Here is a 17,349-nt window from a genome sequence, read left to right on the forward strand (position 1 = left end):
AACAGGACTTAAAATTTTATTATAACTTTTGCTTCTTTAATATCTTCTAAAGCAATCGTAGCCTCTTTGGTTACGGTTACTTTACCTTTTCCTACTGGCTTTGGCTCGCGAGCTTTCCATTTTAATAAAATAGAATCTTCGGTTGCATCTTCCAGTTTACCTTCTGTTTTTTGACCCTCATTAGTAATTACTTCTAATGTACGCCCAATATTTTTTTTATACTGACGAGGCATTGTAAGTGGTGATGTTGCACCTGCCGAGAGTACTTCTAAAGAAAAATCTTCTTCCTCTCTGTCTAAGTTGTGTTCAATAGCACGACTTATAAACATGCAATCTTCTACTAAAACACCATTATCGCCATCAATTACAACTTTTATAGCGTTATCACTACCAACCGTCATATTTATTAAAAATAAATCTACACGCTCATTAAGTGCTGTTTGTAGTAATTCTTCTGCCTTTTGCTTTAACATATTAGTATAAAAAGAGGGGACTTTTCGTCCCCTCATATTCTTCATTCCTTTTTCAGTGGTGCAAATATACGATATTTATTGAGTTTTGCAAGACGTATCTACTCTGTAACAACATATATTTGAGAGCTAAAGCTCTACTTTGTAATTAAAAACCACTTAAAAAGTAAAAATCCTTACTCAATTAATGAATAAGGATTTTTAAATCTTGTTGGCCCACTAGGGCTCGAACCTAGACTCTTCTGGACCAAAACCAGACGTGTTGCCAGTTACACCATGGGCCACTCTCTCAATTGAGGGTGCAAATTTAACACAAACTTTTATTTGAACAAAAAAAACTTTCAAAATATTTTAAAATACTTAACGTTTGCTTAAAAATAGAAGGCTATGTTGTAATTATTACTAAATTCGCCTGCATTAAAAGTGTTGATTTTTATGACCAATTTTAACTTTAAAAAGTGGAATACCATTATAGGATGGTTTGTATTTGCAATTGCCGCAGTTACATATGCCCTAACTATAGAACCAACAGTAAGCTACTGGGACGCAGGCGAATATATTTTAACCTCATCCAAACTACAAGTTGGTCATCCTCCTGGAGCACCCTTATTTCAAATGCTTGGTGCATTTTTTTCGTGGTTTGCTTTAGAACCATCTCAAATTGGAGCACTTTTAAATATGATGAGTGCTGTTTCTAGTGCTTTTACCATATTATTTATGTTTTGGACTGTCACCATTTTGTTACGTAAAATGGTAAAATATGATGCTAAAAAAGATACAACAAGCAAAGGATTAGCAATTTTAGGTAGCGCACTTGTTGGTAGTTTAGCTTTTACTTTTACAGATTCTTTTTGGTTTAATGCGGTAGAAACTGAAGTATATGCCATGGCAACACTAATCATGGCCATAATGTTTTATCTAGCATTACGCTGGGAAGCAGAGATGCATACACCAAGAGGCAATCGCTGGCTTATTTTAATAGCGTTTGTTATTGGACTTTCTTTTGGAGTTCATTTTATGGGATTACTAACGATTCCTGCAATAGGACTCATTTATTTCTTTAAAAATTATAAAACAGTTACTGTTCAAAATTTCATTTTAGCTAATGTTATTTCTGCAGCTATCCTTTTATTCATATTCAAACTGTTGTTGCCAAACGCACTACGCTTTTTTGGATGGATGGAAGTTAATATTGTTAATGGCTTAGGTTTACCTTTTCACTCTGGTACAATTATAGCAGGCATAATGATTATTGCTGCTTTTTATTTCGGTTTAAAGTATACTCGTAATAAAGGATATATACACGCCAATACATTAACACTTTGCTTGCTCTTTATTTTTATAGGATTTTCATCTTGGATGATGCTACCAATAAGAGCAAATGCTCATGTCATTATTAATGAAAATGACCCGTCGGATGCACGCGAACTTTTAGCATATTACAACTTAGAGCAATATCCTGAAACCCATTTGTTTTATGGACCACAGTTTACAGAATTGTACTCTGGCCAAGATGAAGACGAGCCTTTTGTAGATGATAAAAAGAATTATGAAAGAAACGAAGAAACTGGGAAATACGAAATTATTAACGATTGGGAAAAAGCCAAACAAAATTACAACTCTGAGCATGCCGCTATTATGCCTAGAATGTGGAGTACGGAACATGCCGAAAACTACATGATGTTTACGGGTTTAATTGATTTTAAAGTTAAACCTTCATTAGGTTCAGACATTCAAAGAAGTTATATGAGCGCTGGTTACCCAGAAGACATTGCTAGTGAGCAAGCTAGCCGACAACTACAGCAAATTAATAAAATGGTAAGCGACTTTAAAATGGCTGTAGCTCAAGGTCGCGTGGATTACGAAGATTACCATAATTTCTTAAAAGAAAATGCTCAATCATGGTTTGATGTAGAGAAACCATCATTTTTAGACAACGTTGTATATATGTTTCAATACCAATTTGGCTACATGTATTGGCGCTATTTTATGTGGAATTTTACTGGCCGACAAAATGATATTCAAGGAAAATATGACGATTTTAATGGCAATTGGATTTCTGGAATAGGCTTCATAGATGATATTCATATTGGACTAAACCAAGATAATCTTCCAAGTGATGTAGAAAATAATAAAGGTAGAAATACCTATTATTTCTTACCGCTAATACTTGGATTAATCGGCTTTTTCTTCTTACTAAATGTTGACAGAAAACGATTTTGGGTAATGCTGGTTTTTTTCCTTTTAACAGGTTTAGCTATTCAATTTTATACAAACGTAAGACCTTTTGAGCCACGAGAAAGAGATTATTCGGTTGTAGGTTCATTCTATGTATTTGCGATTTGGATTGGTTTTGGTGTTTACGCACTTTACGATTTGCTGAGTAAAAAAGCGAAAAAAGGTATTGTTCCAATTGCAGCAATAATTTTGGCATGTTTAATTGCTGTGCCTGGTGTTTTAGCAGCAAACAACTGGGATGACCATGATCGCTCGGGCAAATACACCGCCAACGCTATGGCCCGAAAATATTTAGAATCTTGTGCACCAAATGCCATATTATTTACAATTGGTGACAATGACTCATTCCCGCTTTGGTATTTACAAGAGATTGAAGGTGTGCGTACTGATGTCCGCGTAGTGAATACAAGTCTTTTTCAAACAGCATGGTACATTGACCAAATGAAGCGAAAGGCTTATTCAAGCGACCCAATTCCATCGCAACTAGAACATAAACAATATCGAGATGGAACGCGTGATTACACCTTTTACAGAGAAATAAGTGACAAAATTGCCAAGGACACATTAAATATTAAAGACTTTATGAGTTTTATTGGTAGTGATGATCCGAAAAGTAAGTTGCGTCATTTAATTAAATCTCAAGGCGAAGACCCAAGAGACTATCCGTCTTATTTCTTAAACTCAAACTATTATCCGACAAGAAATATCAAAATTCCTGTTAATAAAGAAGCAGTTCTTAAAAATGGTATTGTAAAACCAAAAGATGCAGATAAAATAGAAGACAATTTATATATTAAAATTTCTGGAAGCGCCGTTTATAAAAATCGTTTATTAATGCTTGATATTATAGCAAATAACAACTGGGAACGCCCAATTTATTTCAGTGGTGGCGCTTTTGCAGATGAAGATTACATCTGGATGAAAGACTATCTTCAGCTAGATGGTTTATGCTACAAATTAGTACCAATTAAAACAAAGGTTGATAAGGCAAATCCCTTTGATATGGGACGCGTAGACCCAGATTTAATGTACGATATGGTAACGTCTTGGGATTGGGGCGGAAGCGGTGAAGACATCTACTACGATGTCGAAACGCGTAAAAATGGTATTACTTATCGAGGTAATATTGCCAGAGGTATTGAGGCTTTGTTAGAACAAAAAGATTACAAACGTGCAGAAGAATTAGCAGACATTGCTATGGAAAAAATGCCTGTTGACGACTTTGGATTCTATACACTATTAGAGCCTTATATTTCAACCTATTTTGAAGTTGGAAAACCTGAAAAAGCCAAAAAATTATATCTTGAAGTAGCTGCCAAATATCAGGAAAACTTAGTTTTCTACAGTAGTCAAGATATTGATACACAAGAAGAAATTATTGATGAAATATTTACCGATATTCAAAAATACCGTTCGCTTGTAGATGCTTTAGTAGCTTATGGCGATAAAGATTTTGCATTACAAGAAACCCGAAGATTTAATGAATATTTAAGCTTGTTTGGGCCATTAATGGGCGATGATGATTTGACTGAAGAACCAGAAGCAGACATCAATGAACTTTTTAGAGATGGACAATCAGCAAACGATACTATTAATAAAGTTGTTCCGGCTGATGACGACACCATTAACTAAATGAAACTCGTTCCTGCAAAAACACCAGGATTTGTAAAATCTTTATTTCCAGAATTTGTTTGGAATATTGATACCGAAAAACAAGAATTGTTTCTTACGTTTGATGATGGACCTACGCCAGAAATTACACCTTGGGTTTTAGACCTCTTAAAGCAATACAATGCTAAAGCAACATTCTTTTGCATTGGCGCCAATATTGAAAAACATCCTAAAATTTTTAAGCGAATTATTACTGAAGGACATTCAGTAGGAAACCATACCCAGAATCATTTCAAAGGTTGGGAATGCAATACCCAAAATTATATTGAGAATGTTCTGAAGTGTGAAGAATTTTTATCTAAACTAAACACTTCGACTGCCCTCAGTGTGACAAAGTCTTCTTATTCAAAATTGTTTCGTCCGCCTTACGGAAAACTAAAAAACAAACAAGCAAAAAAACTTCAAGAATTAGGCTATAAAATAGTGATGTGGGATGTTTTGTCTTTTGATTGGGACAACTCAGTTTCTGAAGAAAAATGCCTTCAAAATGTTTTAAAATTCACTAAAAACGGAAGTATTATTGTGTTTCATGATAGTGTAAAAGCATCACGAAATTTGAAGGCAGTTTTACCAAAGGTTTTGAAGAATTATGTTGGAAAAGGATTTGGGTTTGAAAGTTTATAACAAGCCAAAAAAATACCTATAAGACAATTTTTGAAATTGATCGGCTTTTAGAATTTAGTCCCGAAGCGTCGGGATTGTTTTTTGAAATTTTAATATTTCTGTCCAAGCAGAAACATTAGACATACTCCTCAATAATCCCAATCAGCGTATTGGCATCTTGCTCACCACTGTGGCGCCATTTCATTTCTCCATTTTTGTAAATGATTAATGTTGGTAAACCTTTAACACGAAGTGCTTCGGCAAGTTCTAAGTTTTTATCGACATCTATTTTTATGACTTTGGCTTTGTCCCCAAGTGCTGCAGCTACATCTCTAAGTACAGGATGCATTGCAATAGACTGTTCATTAGACTCGGTATAGAAATCGAGAAGTACTGGTTTATCTACATCTATAAGCGCACCAAATTTTGACATACGTTTGTGGTTTTAGTCACGTATTTCAAATTTAAGCATTTTTTTGTTAAAAAAGGCTAACACCTTTAATTCTAGCTAATAGCGGTAGATTTTCCTTTTTTTAATTCTATCATAGTAATTTCTGGCCAAATACCTACGCGCCCAGGATAGCCCAAATAACCAAAACCTCGATTCACATTTATATATTGTCCAAGTTGGTTATAAATGCCTGCCCATTGTTTGTAACGCCATTTTACTGGACTCCACTTAATCCAACCCGGAATTTCAATACCAAACTGCATGCCGTGTGTATGACCACTCAGCGTTAAATGGTAATGATTTTTGTCTGGCACTACTTGTGCTTCCCAGTGACTTGGGTCGTGACTCATTAAAATTTTAAAATCATTTGGCTGAATATTTGCCGAAGCTTTTTCTAAATCACCCGCTTTTTTAAAACCACCTTTACCCCAATTTTCAACACCAATAATAGCAATCCGTTGTCCGTCTTTTTCTAAGTAACGGCTTTCATTTAGCAGTAAATTAAAACCCATTTCTTTTTGTATGGTTTTTAAATCCTCCAAATTTTGGTGTTTTGCATCCTTACTAGGCCAATCTACATAATCGCCATAATCATGATTACCAAGTACAGAATATTTACCATCTTTGGCTTTTAGTCGTCCAAAAGTATCTTTCCAGGGTATCATTTCTGATGCTTTATTATTTACCATGTCGCCTGTAAATAATAAAACATCTGATTGCTGTTCGTTGATTAAATCCACTGCATATTCAATCTTTTCTTTATTATCAAAACTCCCAGAATGTATATCGCTAATCTGCGTAATTTTATACCCATCAAAAGCATCTGGCAAATCATCAAAATTCAAAGTATATTTTAATACTCTAAAATTATATTTGCCTTGGTACATCCCATAAAGCAAACTTGCAAAAGGAATTGCTGCCAAACCTAAAGCAACTTGGCTTATAAACTTTCGTCTCGAAGGGATATGAAAACTATCTTTTGAAGTACCAAACTTATGGTACAAACCTGCAAAAAACCTAAAAATATCTTCACTAAAAAGAATAAAAGTGATAATTAAATTGAAAGCAAAAAGTGCTAAAACAAAACCAAAAGCATAACTTTTTATTGGTGTGAGTACTCGACCTTCAACTGGTGAGGAAAATAATTGATAAAACAAATTACCGACTATTAATATTACTATCCCAAAATATAGGTAAAGTGCCCAATTTTGTTTGGTTATAGTTTTTATTGCCTGATAGCCATAAACTATCATTAAAATGCAGAGAATTATAAATATAACTAGTATTGTCATTAACTTTTATTTGCAAAAGCAAATTTACGCATAAGTGTTTATGGCTTTCTTACAAAAGTGTTAAAGGTTTTATATTGAAGATTTTCTAGTTTTTTAGCATCTGTTTTAAAGTGAATTATTATTCTCTCATTTGGTAAAATATCGAAAAAATTATCTGAGAAATGACCTTTTTCGTTCGTATATAAAAAGACGTCTTTTTCTAAAATTGAAGATGATAAAGTTATGTTGAAACCATCTTCGGCTTTTGCAATTTCAACCTTTAATTTTGAAAGTTCTAAATTTAAATTCTTAGGGTTTATAAAGTAATGATAAGAAGTTTTACCATTGAATTCTGAAACTAAAACTACTTTGCTTTTTTTAAAATCGATAGTTTTTAAATCTACTTCTTGAACTAGTGTACTTGTGTTTTTTAATACTTCGACTTGTTTAGAAAATTCCCATAGAACATTGCCATTAAAAGTCATAATTTTAGATTTCAGTATACCAGATTTAACATCTAATTTATCATTAATAATCCAAGTTTTTAACGTTTCATTCTGTTCTCTAGAACTTATTAAAACATCCGCGAAAGCTTTTTTTGTTTTGTAATGTAGTGCTTTCCAATTTCCAAAATAATCAATACTTGACCAAGAAACGGATGGCCAACAATCGTTAAGTTGCCAATACAAAGTACCCATATTGTAAGGTTGAGAACGACGTTGAGCTTCAAAACCTATTTCCATTCCGTAAGCTTGTAATAATTGACTCATATATACATAATCCTCGTCATTAACAGGGACTGGGAAATTTCTCTTCATATATTCATCTATCAATTGAAAACCTCTAATATGTTTCTGATGATTTTTGAAGCCTTCTGAAGAAATTTCTATACTATCATTTTGGTTGATGTATTTAATTGTTTCATAACTCGGAAATGACTGAAAACCGAATTCGCTCATAAAACGCGGTACGTTTTCCTCAAGATACTCAAACGGATAGGCATCATGCCAAATCCACCAATCGTGAGCATCACCTTCAGCTTTGTATTTTGGATTTCCACGACCATATTTGGGTGAGCTTTCCCAGTAATCGGTATTTGTATATTTTGAAACGGTTTCTGGTAAAATAGAATCAAATACCTTTAGATAATTATTCCAAATTTCTTCTTTTTCTTCATCACTTCTACCCGCTTGCCAACCCCAACGATGCCAACCTTCAGAATTTTCGTTATTGCCACACCATAATGCAATCGATGCATGATTGCGTAATCTCTTGACGTTATCAATAGCTTCTTGTTTTACATCCTCTAGAAAAGCATCATCGCCTGGATACATGGCACAAGCAAACATAAAATCTTGCCAAACCAAGATGCCTTTTTCGTCACATAAATCGTAAAAGATATCGTTCTCGTAAATGCCGCCGCCCCAAACTCTGAGCATATTCATATTGGCATCAACGACATCATCTAACAATTTCTCATAATGTGCATCGGTTACTTGATTTTGAAAACTATGTTGCGGAATGTAATTAGCACCTTTTGTGTAAACTGGCTCGCCATTAACTTTAAAGTAAAAACTCTCTCCAATGCTGTCTTTTTCAGTCACCAGTTTTATATCTCTTATACCATATTTGGTAGAAACGCTATCTAATATTTCATTGCCATCTTTTACCATAACTTTAATGTTATACAAATAAGGCTCGCCAAGATTATGTGGCCACCAAAGTTTTGGATTTTTGATTTTGAAAGAAATGTCATAAGGCTGATATTCTGGAAGCGCTGCCTTTTTAATAAGACTGTCATTTACTAAAATTTCATAATTAAGATTCTCATTAAAGTAATTTGTCTGATTTAATTGCAAGGTTAAATCCGAAACTGAGTCTGTAATTTTATTGGTTCTAATGTAAACGTCTGTAATCTTAAAATCAGTCCAAGCCACTAACTTTATTGGTCGCCAAATCCCACTTGTATTTAATTTTGGACCCCAATCCCAACCATACTGAAACTGAGCTTTTCTGGCGAAAATGCGTTCACCTTCGGGCAACTCGTATCCTAATTTTTCTTTTTCTCTTTCTTCGTATTTTGAAGTAGCTTCAAACAGAATTCGTAATTCGTTTTCCGGCTTCAAAAAAGGTTTTACATCGACCTCAAAATTTCGGAAAGCATTATTGGTTTTTAGGATTAAACTATCGTTCAGAAATACAGAAGCGTACGTATCTAAACCTTCAAAATTTAATCCTATATGTTTCTTTTGAAGTGTTTCCTTGCTTACCAAAAATGTGGTTTTATATTCCCAATCGGTTTCAGAAACCCATTGCACATCTTTTTCGTTGTCGCCAATAAACGGGTCTTCAATTTGTTTGTTTTCTAATAAATCTGAAAATACATTACCAGGCACCGTAGCCGATTGCCAAAGCGTATCGGTTGCTTTTTTGAACTTCCAGTTTTTATTTAACTCTATACTTACTGGCACGTCGTGTTTCGGTTGGCAGCCAAAAATGAGTAGCGCAAAAATGAGACAACTATATCGCATCTAAAATGGCTTTTATGTTGGTAATATCTGAAACGGTTTGCGGCATTGCAAACATAGAATTGGCTTGATTTATTCTTACTGATGACGATGCGTGAATCTCTTGTAATCCAATAGCTTTAAATTTTGAAGCGTTGCTAGCATAAATTCCGCCACCAGCTAAAATGGTTATTCTACCATCGGCAATTTCATTTAATTGTCTAAGTAAATCTAAACCTTCTTGTGCTGCTTTTTTCTGACCTGATGTTAATACACGTTCAACGCCTAAATCGATTAATTGCTCTAAAGTTTCAATTGGATTTTTTACCTCATCAAACGCACGATGGAAAGTAAATGGTAATGGTTTAGATAATTCCACCAATTCTTTTGTTCTTTTTACATCTATCGTTCCATCAGAATTTAAAACTCCAGAAACAATGCCGTAACAACCCAAATCTTTACACAATTGAATGTCATTTTTCATAATCTGAAATTCCTCTTCAGAATACACAAAATTTCCACTTCGCGGTCGAATTAAGACAAAAGTCTTAATCTTTAAATTTTCTATCACTTGCTTTATTAATCCATAAGATGGTGTGATTCCGCCAATGGACAATTCTTGACAAAGTTCTACACGATGTGCCCCTGCATCTTGTGCGTTTTTTGCAGATTGGTATGAGTTGGCACAGACTTCAAGTTTCATATTAATTGACTATAATTTCATCAATAAACGTCCATGCTTTATTACCAGCGCCTTGTTTGCCTTCTGGGATTACTCCGTAGTTTCTGATTTTAAAAACAATATATCTGGTAACGAACCATTCATCGTAATCAAAATTTATACCCCAAGTATTTCGTGTTATTGGTTCAAATAATTGTTCAACAAAAGGGAAAACAATTTCATTTTTAGAATTTAGAAAACCTATTTGAACTCCATTTGGAATATAAATCCATTGACCATTCGCGTTGTAGAATCTAGTTTCGACAGATTTTATCTTTTTTTCTTTACCTAAGTCAATAGTAATCTCAATATCCTCGCCCCAAAAGCCTAACCATTCTTTATCTCCATAGCGCGTATCACTTCCGCTAATTCCGTTTATTAAACCTTCTACGCCACTACCAGGATAGCTTTTGTGTGGCTCTTTATCAATGGTAATTTTTGCGCCTACAGCTTTGTGGTAATTAATAGTTTGAGAAAATGTTTTACCTAATTGTTTCTCTGAATTAAAAACAGCAGCTTTAATTTTTACACTTTCTGTAATTGGAATTTGAGATGTGTAAACTTCAGAATTTAAAGTGGGTTCTGTTCCATCCAAAGTATAGCGTATGTCTTTACCTTTTGTGAGTGTGGTTAATTCGTAAAATGATCGGCCATTTTCAGAAGTCATTCCACCTTCAATTTCATACAAATGATTTGCATAATTAATATTCAAAACATCTAATCGCCCATGAAAATTTTCAACTCGAGTAACAAAGTTTTCATAATTTTTATTTTCAGATTTTGTCCAATTGACCTCAGCAATTGCTAAAATTCTAGGATAAGCCATATACTCTACTTGTTCTTCTGTTGGCATATATTCTGTCCAAATATTGCCTTGAGAACCTAAAACGTACTGGGCTTCTTCTTCATTTAACTCCTCCGGAATTGGATTAAAGCTATACACCTTTTCTAGAGGCAAATAACCGCCAATGGCTAACGGCTCGTCATCAGTATCTGATTGGTAATAGTCTAGATAACAATGAGATGTTGGTGTCATAATCACGTTATGACCAGACTTTGCGGCTTCAACAGCACCTTCGGTTCCACGCCATGACATTACTGTGGCGTTTGGTGCTAAACCACCTTCTAAAATCTCGTCCCAGCCAATAATTTGTCGTCCTTTTGAGTTAAGGTATTTCTCCATTCTCGTGATAAAATAATTCTGAAGTTCGTGCTCATCTTTTAAGCCTTCAGATTTAATTCGTACTTGACAATTATCACAAGTTTTCCAACGCGTTTTTGGGGCTTCATCACCTCCAATATGAATGTATTTACTTGGAAATAACTCTAAAACTTCGTCTAAAACGTCTTCAAGAAAATCAAAGGTTTCATCTTTTGTACAATAAATATCTTCAAAAACGCCCCATTTTGTTGCGACTTCTACTTGTTCTCCAGTACAGCCTAATTGTGGATATGCAGCTATAGCGGCTTGGCTATGCCCAGGCATTTCAATTTCTGGAATAACTGTAACAAATCGTTCTTGGGCATAAGCTACAACTTCTTTTACTTCGTCTTGCGTATAATAACCACCATATTTTTTTCCATCAAATTGATGCGGCTGGTCACTATAATGGCCTATTAGTGTTTCGTCTCTGTAGGCTGCAATCTCTTGTAGTTTAGGATACTTCTTAATTTCTATCCGCCATCCTTGGTCTTCTGTAAGATGCCAATGAAAGGTATTCATCTTAAGCATTGCCAACATATCTATATGCTTTTTAATAAAATCTATAGGATACATGTGGCGGGCAACATCCAAATGCATACCTCTATAACTAAATCGAGGCTCGTCTTCAATTTCAAGATTTTGAATGTAAATACCATCTGTGTTTAAGCTGCCATTAGCTAATTCTGGCGGCAATAATTGAATTAAGGTTTGAACCGCATAAAATGCCCCTTTTGAAGAACTTGCATTTATAGTAATTTCTTCTGGTCTAACATCCAACATATAAGCTTCGGGATTTTGAATAGCATCATCAAATGCAAATCTTATGGTATTTGATTTACCAGTATTCGAACCAAAAACAGACGTCATTAAGGATTTCCAATATGCTACAACTGGTTCTAATTCTTCATCATAAATGACATGCGTTTCTGAACTCAATAAAAATTGACCTTTTAAAAGTTTTAAATTACTTGGAGCAGGAATTATCTGAGCCTGAATGGCCTTTACTTCATTTTTCTGACAACTCAAACAAGCTGTAAACAAAAATAAAAGGATGTAGTTTTTCTTGAAATTCATTTTATTATCTTAGGTCCGTTAAAATTAGTAATCTTTTAATGAATCTTAAATTTATTTCCGCTTTCCTTGGAGCTTTTTTCTTATTTGGATGCAATAACAAAACATCCGTTACTCCTGCAGAAAAAGACCAATCGCTCATCAGCTATGTTAATACCTTCATAGGTACTGGTGGACACGGTCATACTTATCCAGGTGCAACTCTGCCTTATGGTATGATGCAATTAAGTCCTGACACACGATTAGAAGGCTGGGATGGCTGCTCTGGTTACCATTATACAGACGAATATATTTACGGATTTTCGCATACGCATCTCAGCGGAACAGGTATTAGCGATTATGGCGATGTGCTTTTGATGCCAACAAATAAAGTAGAATTCAATAACGGTGCTGATGGTAAACCTGGCTATCTTGCCCATTTTTCGCATGACAACGAATTTGCTGAACCTGGCTATTACAAAGTACATTTAGATTCTACAGAAATTGATGTAGAGCTTACAGTTTCTAACCGAAGTGGCATTCATAAATACGAATTTCCATCTGCCGAAAATCAATATATGGTTCTTGACTTGGCGCATCGCGATAAATTATTAGACTATAAAATTCAGAAAATTGATGATAAAACTATTCAAGGTTTTCGGCATTCCGAAGCTTGGGCAAAAGACCAACGCTTGTTTTATTACACGACGTTTTCGCACCCTATGGAAAGCATTGTATATAATGATAATGAGGGTAATCCCATTTCAAAAAACTATAAATTCAGCAGTAAAAAAGCGGTTATTAAGTTTAACAATCCAAATAATGAACCAGTTTTTATTAAAGTCGGTATTTCGGCTGTTGATATTGAAGGTGCCAAGAAAAATTTAGAAGCCGAAATTGGCAATAAAGATTTTGAAACCGTCAAGAAAATTGGACAAGACTATTGGGAATCTCAACTCGCAAAAATTGTAGTTGAATCTAATGCTTCAACTAATGATGTTTTGAGCGGAGTTGATAGAATAAATGACCAAGATTTAGAGAACAAAGTAAATTTCTATTCAGCACTTTACCACACCATGCTAGCACCAAACCGCTATCAAGATGTCGATGGGCGTTATCGTGGGATGGATTTAGAAATTCATGAAGCTGATTTCGATTACTACACAGTGTTTTCACTTTGGGATACGTATCGCGCGGCACATCCACTCTATACCATTATTGAGCAAGACCGCACCAACCATTTTATCAATACATTTTTGGCAAAATATGACGAAGGTGGTATTATGCCCATGTGGGATTTAGCTGGTAATTATACCGATTGTATGATTGGTTATCATGCCGTACCAGTTATTGCAGACGCTTATTTAAAAGGTATTCGAGGTTATGATACGGAAAAGGCTTTTGAAGCGATGAAACATTCAGCAACTAGAGATAAATTTGGACTGGAGGCTTATAAGACATACGGATTTATTCCTGTTGATGAAGAAAGCGAATCGGTATCCAAAACCTTAGAATATGCTTATGACGATTGGACGATTGCGCAAATGGCAAAAGACATGGGAAAGACCGAAGATTATAAAACCTACATTCAACGCGCGCAGTATTACAAAAACGTTTTTGACCAAGAAACCAAATTTATGAGAGGACGTTTTAGAAACACGTGGTTTGCGCCTTTTGACCCTTACGAGGTAAATTTTAATTACACCGAAGCCAACTCATGGCAATACAGTTTTTATGTACCGCAAGATGTCTCTGGATTTATAAACTTATTAGGTGGAAAAGAACAACTTGAAGCAAAACTAGACGACTTATTTTCTGCACAAACAGAGTTTACAGGTCGTGACCAATCTGATATTACAGGCTTAATCGGGCAGTACGCTCATGGAAATGAGCCAAGTCATCATATGGCGTATCTCTATAATTTTGTTAACAAACCACACAAAACGCAGGAGAAAGTTCATCAAATTTTAACCGAGCTTTACAAAAACGACCCAGATGGTATTTCGGGTAACGAAGATTGTGGGCAAATGAGTGCTTGGTATGTTTTGAGTTCTATGGGATTTTATTCGGTAACACCAGGAAGTAACTATTACGTCATTGGCACGCCACTGTTTGACAAAGCCACAATTAATCTTGAATCCCGAGATAATTCGGGAGGAAAACAATTCAACATTATCGCAAATAATTTAAGTGATACCAATATTTACATTGAAAGTGTGAGTCTAAATGGTAAAGCTTTAGACAAAACATTCATCAAACATTCAGATGTTGTTAAAGGTGGCACGTTGGAATTCAATATGACTTCTTCTCCAACCGTTTGGGGAACAGCCGAAGGTACCGAACCAAAAACCGAAATTGCTGAGCACATTATTTTGCCTTCGCCATATATTGAAAAAGGTGATATTACCTTTAGAGGTGAAACCGAAGTGGTTTTAAATACTTCTGAAAAAGATGCGAAAATCTTTTATGCATTAGACGATGGGGCATTTCAAGAATATTCAAAACCTTTCAAAATTAAAACAGATACGAAAGTGAAATTATATTCTGAAAAAGGCGAATTAAAAAGTCCTGTTTTAGAAACCCCTTTCTTTAAGATTGACCCGAATTTAAGTATCAAATTAGAATCTAAGTATGCTAATCAATATTCCGCAGGTGGGAATGACGCTTTAATCGATGGTATCAGAAGCACTAAAAATTACAGAACAGGAAGTTGGCAAGGTTATCATGACCAAGATTTGGTGGCGGTTGTCGATTTGGGCTCTGTGAAACCAATAAACTTAATCACTTCAAACTATTTACGAGACCAAGGCGCGTGGATTTTTCATCCAACCGAAGTGGAATACTTAGTTTCCAAAGACGGAAAAACATTTAATTCAATTGGAAAGAAAACCTTAGAAACAAAACCTAAGAATTACAATATCGCTATTGAAACTGTAGAGATGAAAATCCCGAAATCTAATTATAGATACGTCAAAGTTATTGCTAAAAAATTAGGTAATTTACCGGAGTGGCACATAGGCTATCCTATGAATGGGAAAAGCTGGATATTTGTGGATGAGATTTCGGTTAAGTAGACAGTTTTTAATATGAATAAAGACTATGCAACACTGATGTTTTTTAAAAATGAATTTCAAATTATTGACAAAACGAATAATGAGAATAATGGTTCATTCAAATACACAGATGTAAAGTATATAAGATTTGAAAGGGCAAAAACCAATTGGTTAATTTCAACCTTAAGTATAATTTTTGATTTGTTTATTGGAAGTTCTACAGGTGGAAGATTTAAAGATAAATCGTACGCTGAAATTCATCTTGAAAATAAAAAGCTTAAAGTAATTACTGTTGAAGAAAATTTGAATAATTTCAAAAAACTAAATGAGATGCTGAAACAAGTTCAGCATAACAAAAAATCAAACTAACCAACTAACTAATAAAAAAAACATGAGTAATCAACAAACCAACAAATCGGCATTAACAACGCTAGTGACTGTTTTCTTTTTTTGGGGCTTTATCGCAGCATCAAATGGTGTATTTATTCCATTTTGTAAAACCTATTTTAATATCGACCAGTTTCAGTCGCAATTGGTAGATTTTGCATTTTATGGCGCCTATTACATCGGGGCACTTTTGTTATTTATTATTTCGAGTGGTATTAAAAAAGACATTGTCAATTCATGGGGCTACAAAAAAGTTATTGTCTATGGCTTGTTACTTTCGGCAATTGGTGCTTTTATTATGTATCCAGCAACTGCAGGCGCAGAGCAAGGTCAAACAGCAGTATTTTATTTTGTCTTAATCGCCTTGTTTATTGTGGGTCTTGGTTTCTCATTGCAACAAACTGGCGCTAATCCTTTTGCAATTGCACTCGGCCCACCAGAAACAGGTTCGCATCGTTTAAATTTGGCTGGCGGAATCAATTCATTTGGTACAACCATTGGACCAATAGTCGTGGCTTTAGTGCTTTTTGGTGCTGCAGCCGTTAGTCCGGAAGAATTGGTGCGAATGATTAAAGAAAATAAAATTACTCTAACCACAGTTCAACTGCTGTATTTAGGTGTTGGTGCATTATTTTTAGTCGCTGCTGCTTTATTTCATTTTTCAAAAAAATTACCAGCTTTAAAATCTGAAACTGATTTTGAAGCAGCTAATAAAGCTAAGAACTTACTCATTATTTTAACCCTAATAATTATGGCATGTTTTGGTTATATATTTAGTACCTATGCCGGCGATGAAGTAGCTACTGAAAGTGTTGAAAATACAAGATTAGCCTTATTATTTCTTGCATTAATTGCTGTTATAGCTTCAGTATTTATTGCTAATTCAAGCGCTGCGAAAAATCCAATTGGTTGGGGCGCCATGAAATATCCACAACTGGTTTTGGGCATGTTGGCCATTTTTACTTATGTTGGTGTAGAAGTTACTATTCAATCAAATTTGGGTGAATTACTAAAAACCGTCGGAGATTCGGCTAATAATCTTAATCCACTAGGATTACCAGTTTTAAACGATAGCGAAATCGGAAAATATATCTCTATGTATTGGGGTGGACTTATGATTGGCCGTTGGGTTGGAGCCATTACCGTTTTTAGTCCAAGTAAAGGTTTAAAGAAAGTACTTTTAATTTTAGTGCCATATGTTGCTTTTGGTGTAATTATTTTGGCAAACTCGGCGAGTTCGCTTGTCTCTAATGGCGAATTGAATTTTACAACAAACGAAATGCTCTTTTTCGCTATATGTATTGCGGTACAGATTTTTGGATTTTTTATGGCCAAAGATAAACCAGTGGCAACACTTAAAATCTTTAGCTTATTTGGAATACTCGGAATGCTCATTGGACTATTCACCACAGGAAATTTAGCATTATTTGCTTTTCTTTCTGGTGGTTTATTCTGCTCAATCATGTGGCCATGTATTTTTACACTGAGTATTGCTGGTTTAGGAAAATATACATCTCAAGGTTCAGCATTTTTAATAATGATGATTTTAGGAGGTGCAATTATTCCGCCATTACAAGGAAAAATAGCTGACATATTTAGCATACAATCATCTTATTGGATTGCCGTAGCTTGCTTTGGATACTTACTGTTTTATGCTTTTAGAACAAAATCTGTACTCGATAAACAAGGTGTGAAATACTAATTGAAGACAAAATCCAAATTG

At 34.7% G+C, this 17,349-nt stretch carries 11 protein-coding genes and 1 tRNA gene; 5 read left to right on the forward strand and 7 right to left on the reverse strand.

What is annotated here, in order from left to right; translation table 11 throughout:
- Window positions 1–8: 8 nt before the first annotated feature.
- Together rimP and ACFQ1Q_RS03755 are read right to left on the reverse strand one after the other, a co-directional pair.
- Window positions 9–473 carry a ribosome assembly cofactor RimP gene (rimP, locus tag ACFQ1Q_RS03750; RefSeq protein ID WP_386128126.1) on the reverse strand — a complete coding sequence of 155 codons (465 nt, stop codon included), beginning with the start codon at window positions 471–473 and terminating at the stop codon, window positions 9–11.
- Window positions 474–681: 208 nt separating this feature from the next.
- Window positions 682–754: transfer RNA gene (locus ACFQ1Q_RS03755), tRNA-Gln, on the reverse strand.
- A 151-nt stretch (window positions 755–905) separates the two neighbouring features.
- Between ACFQ1Q_RS03755 and ACFQ1Q_RS03760 the strand changes: the two genes are divergently transcribed.
- Together ACFQ1Q_RS03760 and ACFQ1Q_RS03765 are read left to right on the forward strand one after the other, a co-directional pair.
- Window positions 906–4,340, forward strand: a complete 3,435-nt coding sequence (locus ACFQ1Q_RS03760) for a protein O-mannosyl-transferase family (protein ID WP_386128128.1) — start codon at window positions 906–908, stop codon at window positions 4,338–4,340.
- Window positions 4,341–5,003, forward strand: a complete 663-nt coding sequence (locus ACFQ1Q_RS03765; RefSeq protein ID WP_386128130.1) for a polysaccharide deacetylase family protein — start codon at window positions 4,341–4,343, stop codon at window positions 5,001–5,003.
- Window positions 5,004–5,118: 115 nt separating this feature from the next.
- On the opposite strand, the gene ACFQ1Q_RS03770 is transcribed toward ACFQ1Q_RS03765, so the two are convergent.
- The 5 genes from ACFQ1Q_RS03770 to ACFQ1Q_RS03790 form a co-directional block, all read right to left on the reverse strand.
- Window positions 5,119–5,415: a thioredoxin family protein gene (locus tag ACFQ1Q_RS03770; protein ID WP_386128132.1), complete on the reverse strand. Its 297-nt coding sequence runs from the start codon at window positions 5,413–5,415 to the stop codon at window positions 5,119–5,121.
- 71 nt (window positions 5,416–5,486) lie between these two features.
- Window positions 5,487–6,725, reverse strand: a complete 1,239-nt coding sequence (locus ACFQ1Q_RS03775) for a metallophosphoesterase (RefSeq protein ID WP_386128134.1) — start codon at window positions 6,723–6,725, stop codon at window positions 5,487–5,489.
- 38 nt (window positions 6,726–6,763) lie between these two features.
- Window positions 6,764–9,235, reverse strand: coding sequence for a glycoside hydrolase family 2 protein (locus tag ACFQ1Q_RS03780; RefSeq protein WP_386128136.1), 2,472 nt, complete (start codon window positions 9,233–9,235; stop codon window positions 6,764–6,766).
- Window positions 9,225–9,914, reverse strand: coding sequence for a copper homeostasis protein CutC (locus ACFQ1Q_RS03785; RefSeq protein WP_386128138.1), 690 nt, complete (start codon window positions 9,912–9,914; stop codon window positions 9,225–9,227). Before ACFQ1Q_RS03785 ends, ACFQ1Q_RS03780 begins: the two co-directional genes overlap by 11 nt.
- A gap of 1 nt (window position 9,915) precedes the next feature.
- Entirely contained in the window at window positions 9,916–12,210 is a 2,295-nt protein-coding gene (locus ACFQ1Q_RS03790) for a beta-N-acetylhexosaminidase (protein ID WP_386128140.1), read from the reverse strand.
- A gap of 38 nt (window positions 12,211–12,248) precedes the next feature.
- Between ACFQ1Q_RS03790 and ACFQ1Q_RS03795 the strand changes: the two genes are divergently transcribed.
- From ACFQ1Q_RS03795 to ACFQ1Q_RS03805, 3 genes are read left to right on the forward strand one after another with little or no spacing between them, the layout of a single operon-like run.
- Window positions 12,249–15,260, forward strand: a complete 3,012-nt coding sequence (locus tag ACFQ1Q_RS03795; protein WP_386128142.1) for a GH92 family glycosyl hydrolase — start codon at window positions 12,249–12,251, stop codon at window positions 15,258–15,260.
- Between the two features lie 12 nt (window positions 15,261–15,272).
- Window positions 15,273–15,608 carry a hypothetical protein gene (locus ACFQ1Q_RS03800; protein WP_386128144.1) on the forward strand — a complete coding sequence of 112 codons (336 nt, stop codon included), beginning with the start codon at window positions 15,273–15,275 and terminating at the stop codon, window positions 15,606–15,608.
- A 22-nt stretch (window positions 15,609–15,630) separates the two neighbouring features.
- The gene (locus tag ACFQ1Q_RS03805; RefSeq protein WP_386128146.1) at window positions 15,631–17,328 is read left to right on the forward strand and encodes an MFS transporter; all 1,698 of its coding nucleotides are present in this window, start codon (window positions 15,631–15,633) and stop codon (window positions 17,326–17,328) included.
- Window positions 17,329–17,349 lie beyond the last annotated feature (21 nt).

Source organism: Winogradskyella litorisediminis, from assembly GCF_042675765.1.
Lineage (GTDB): Bacteria > Bacteroidota > Bacteroidia > Flavobacteriales > Flavobacteriaceae > Winogradskyella > Winogradskyella litorisediminis.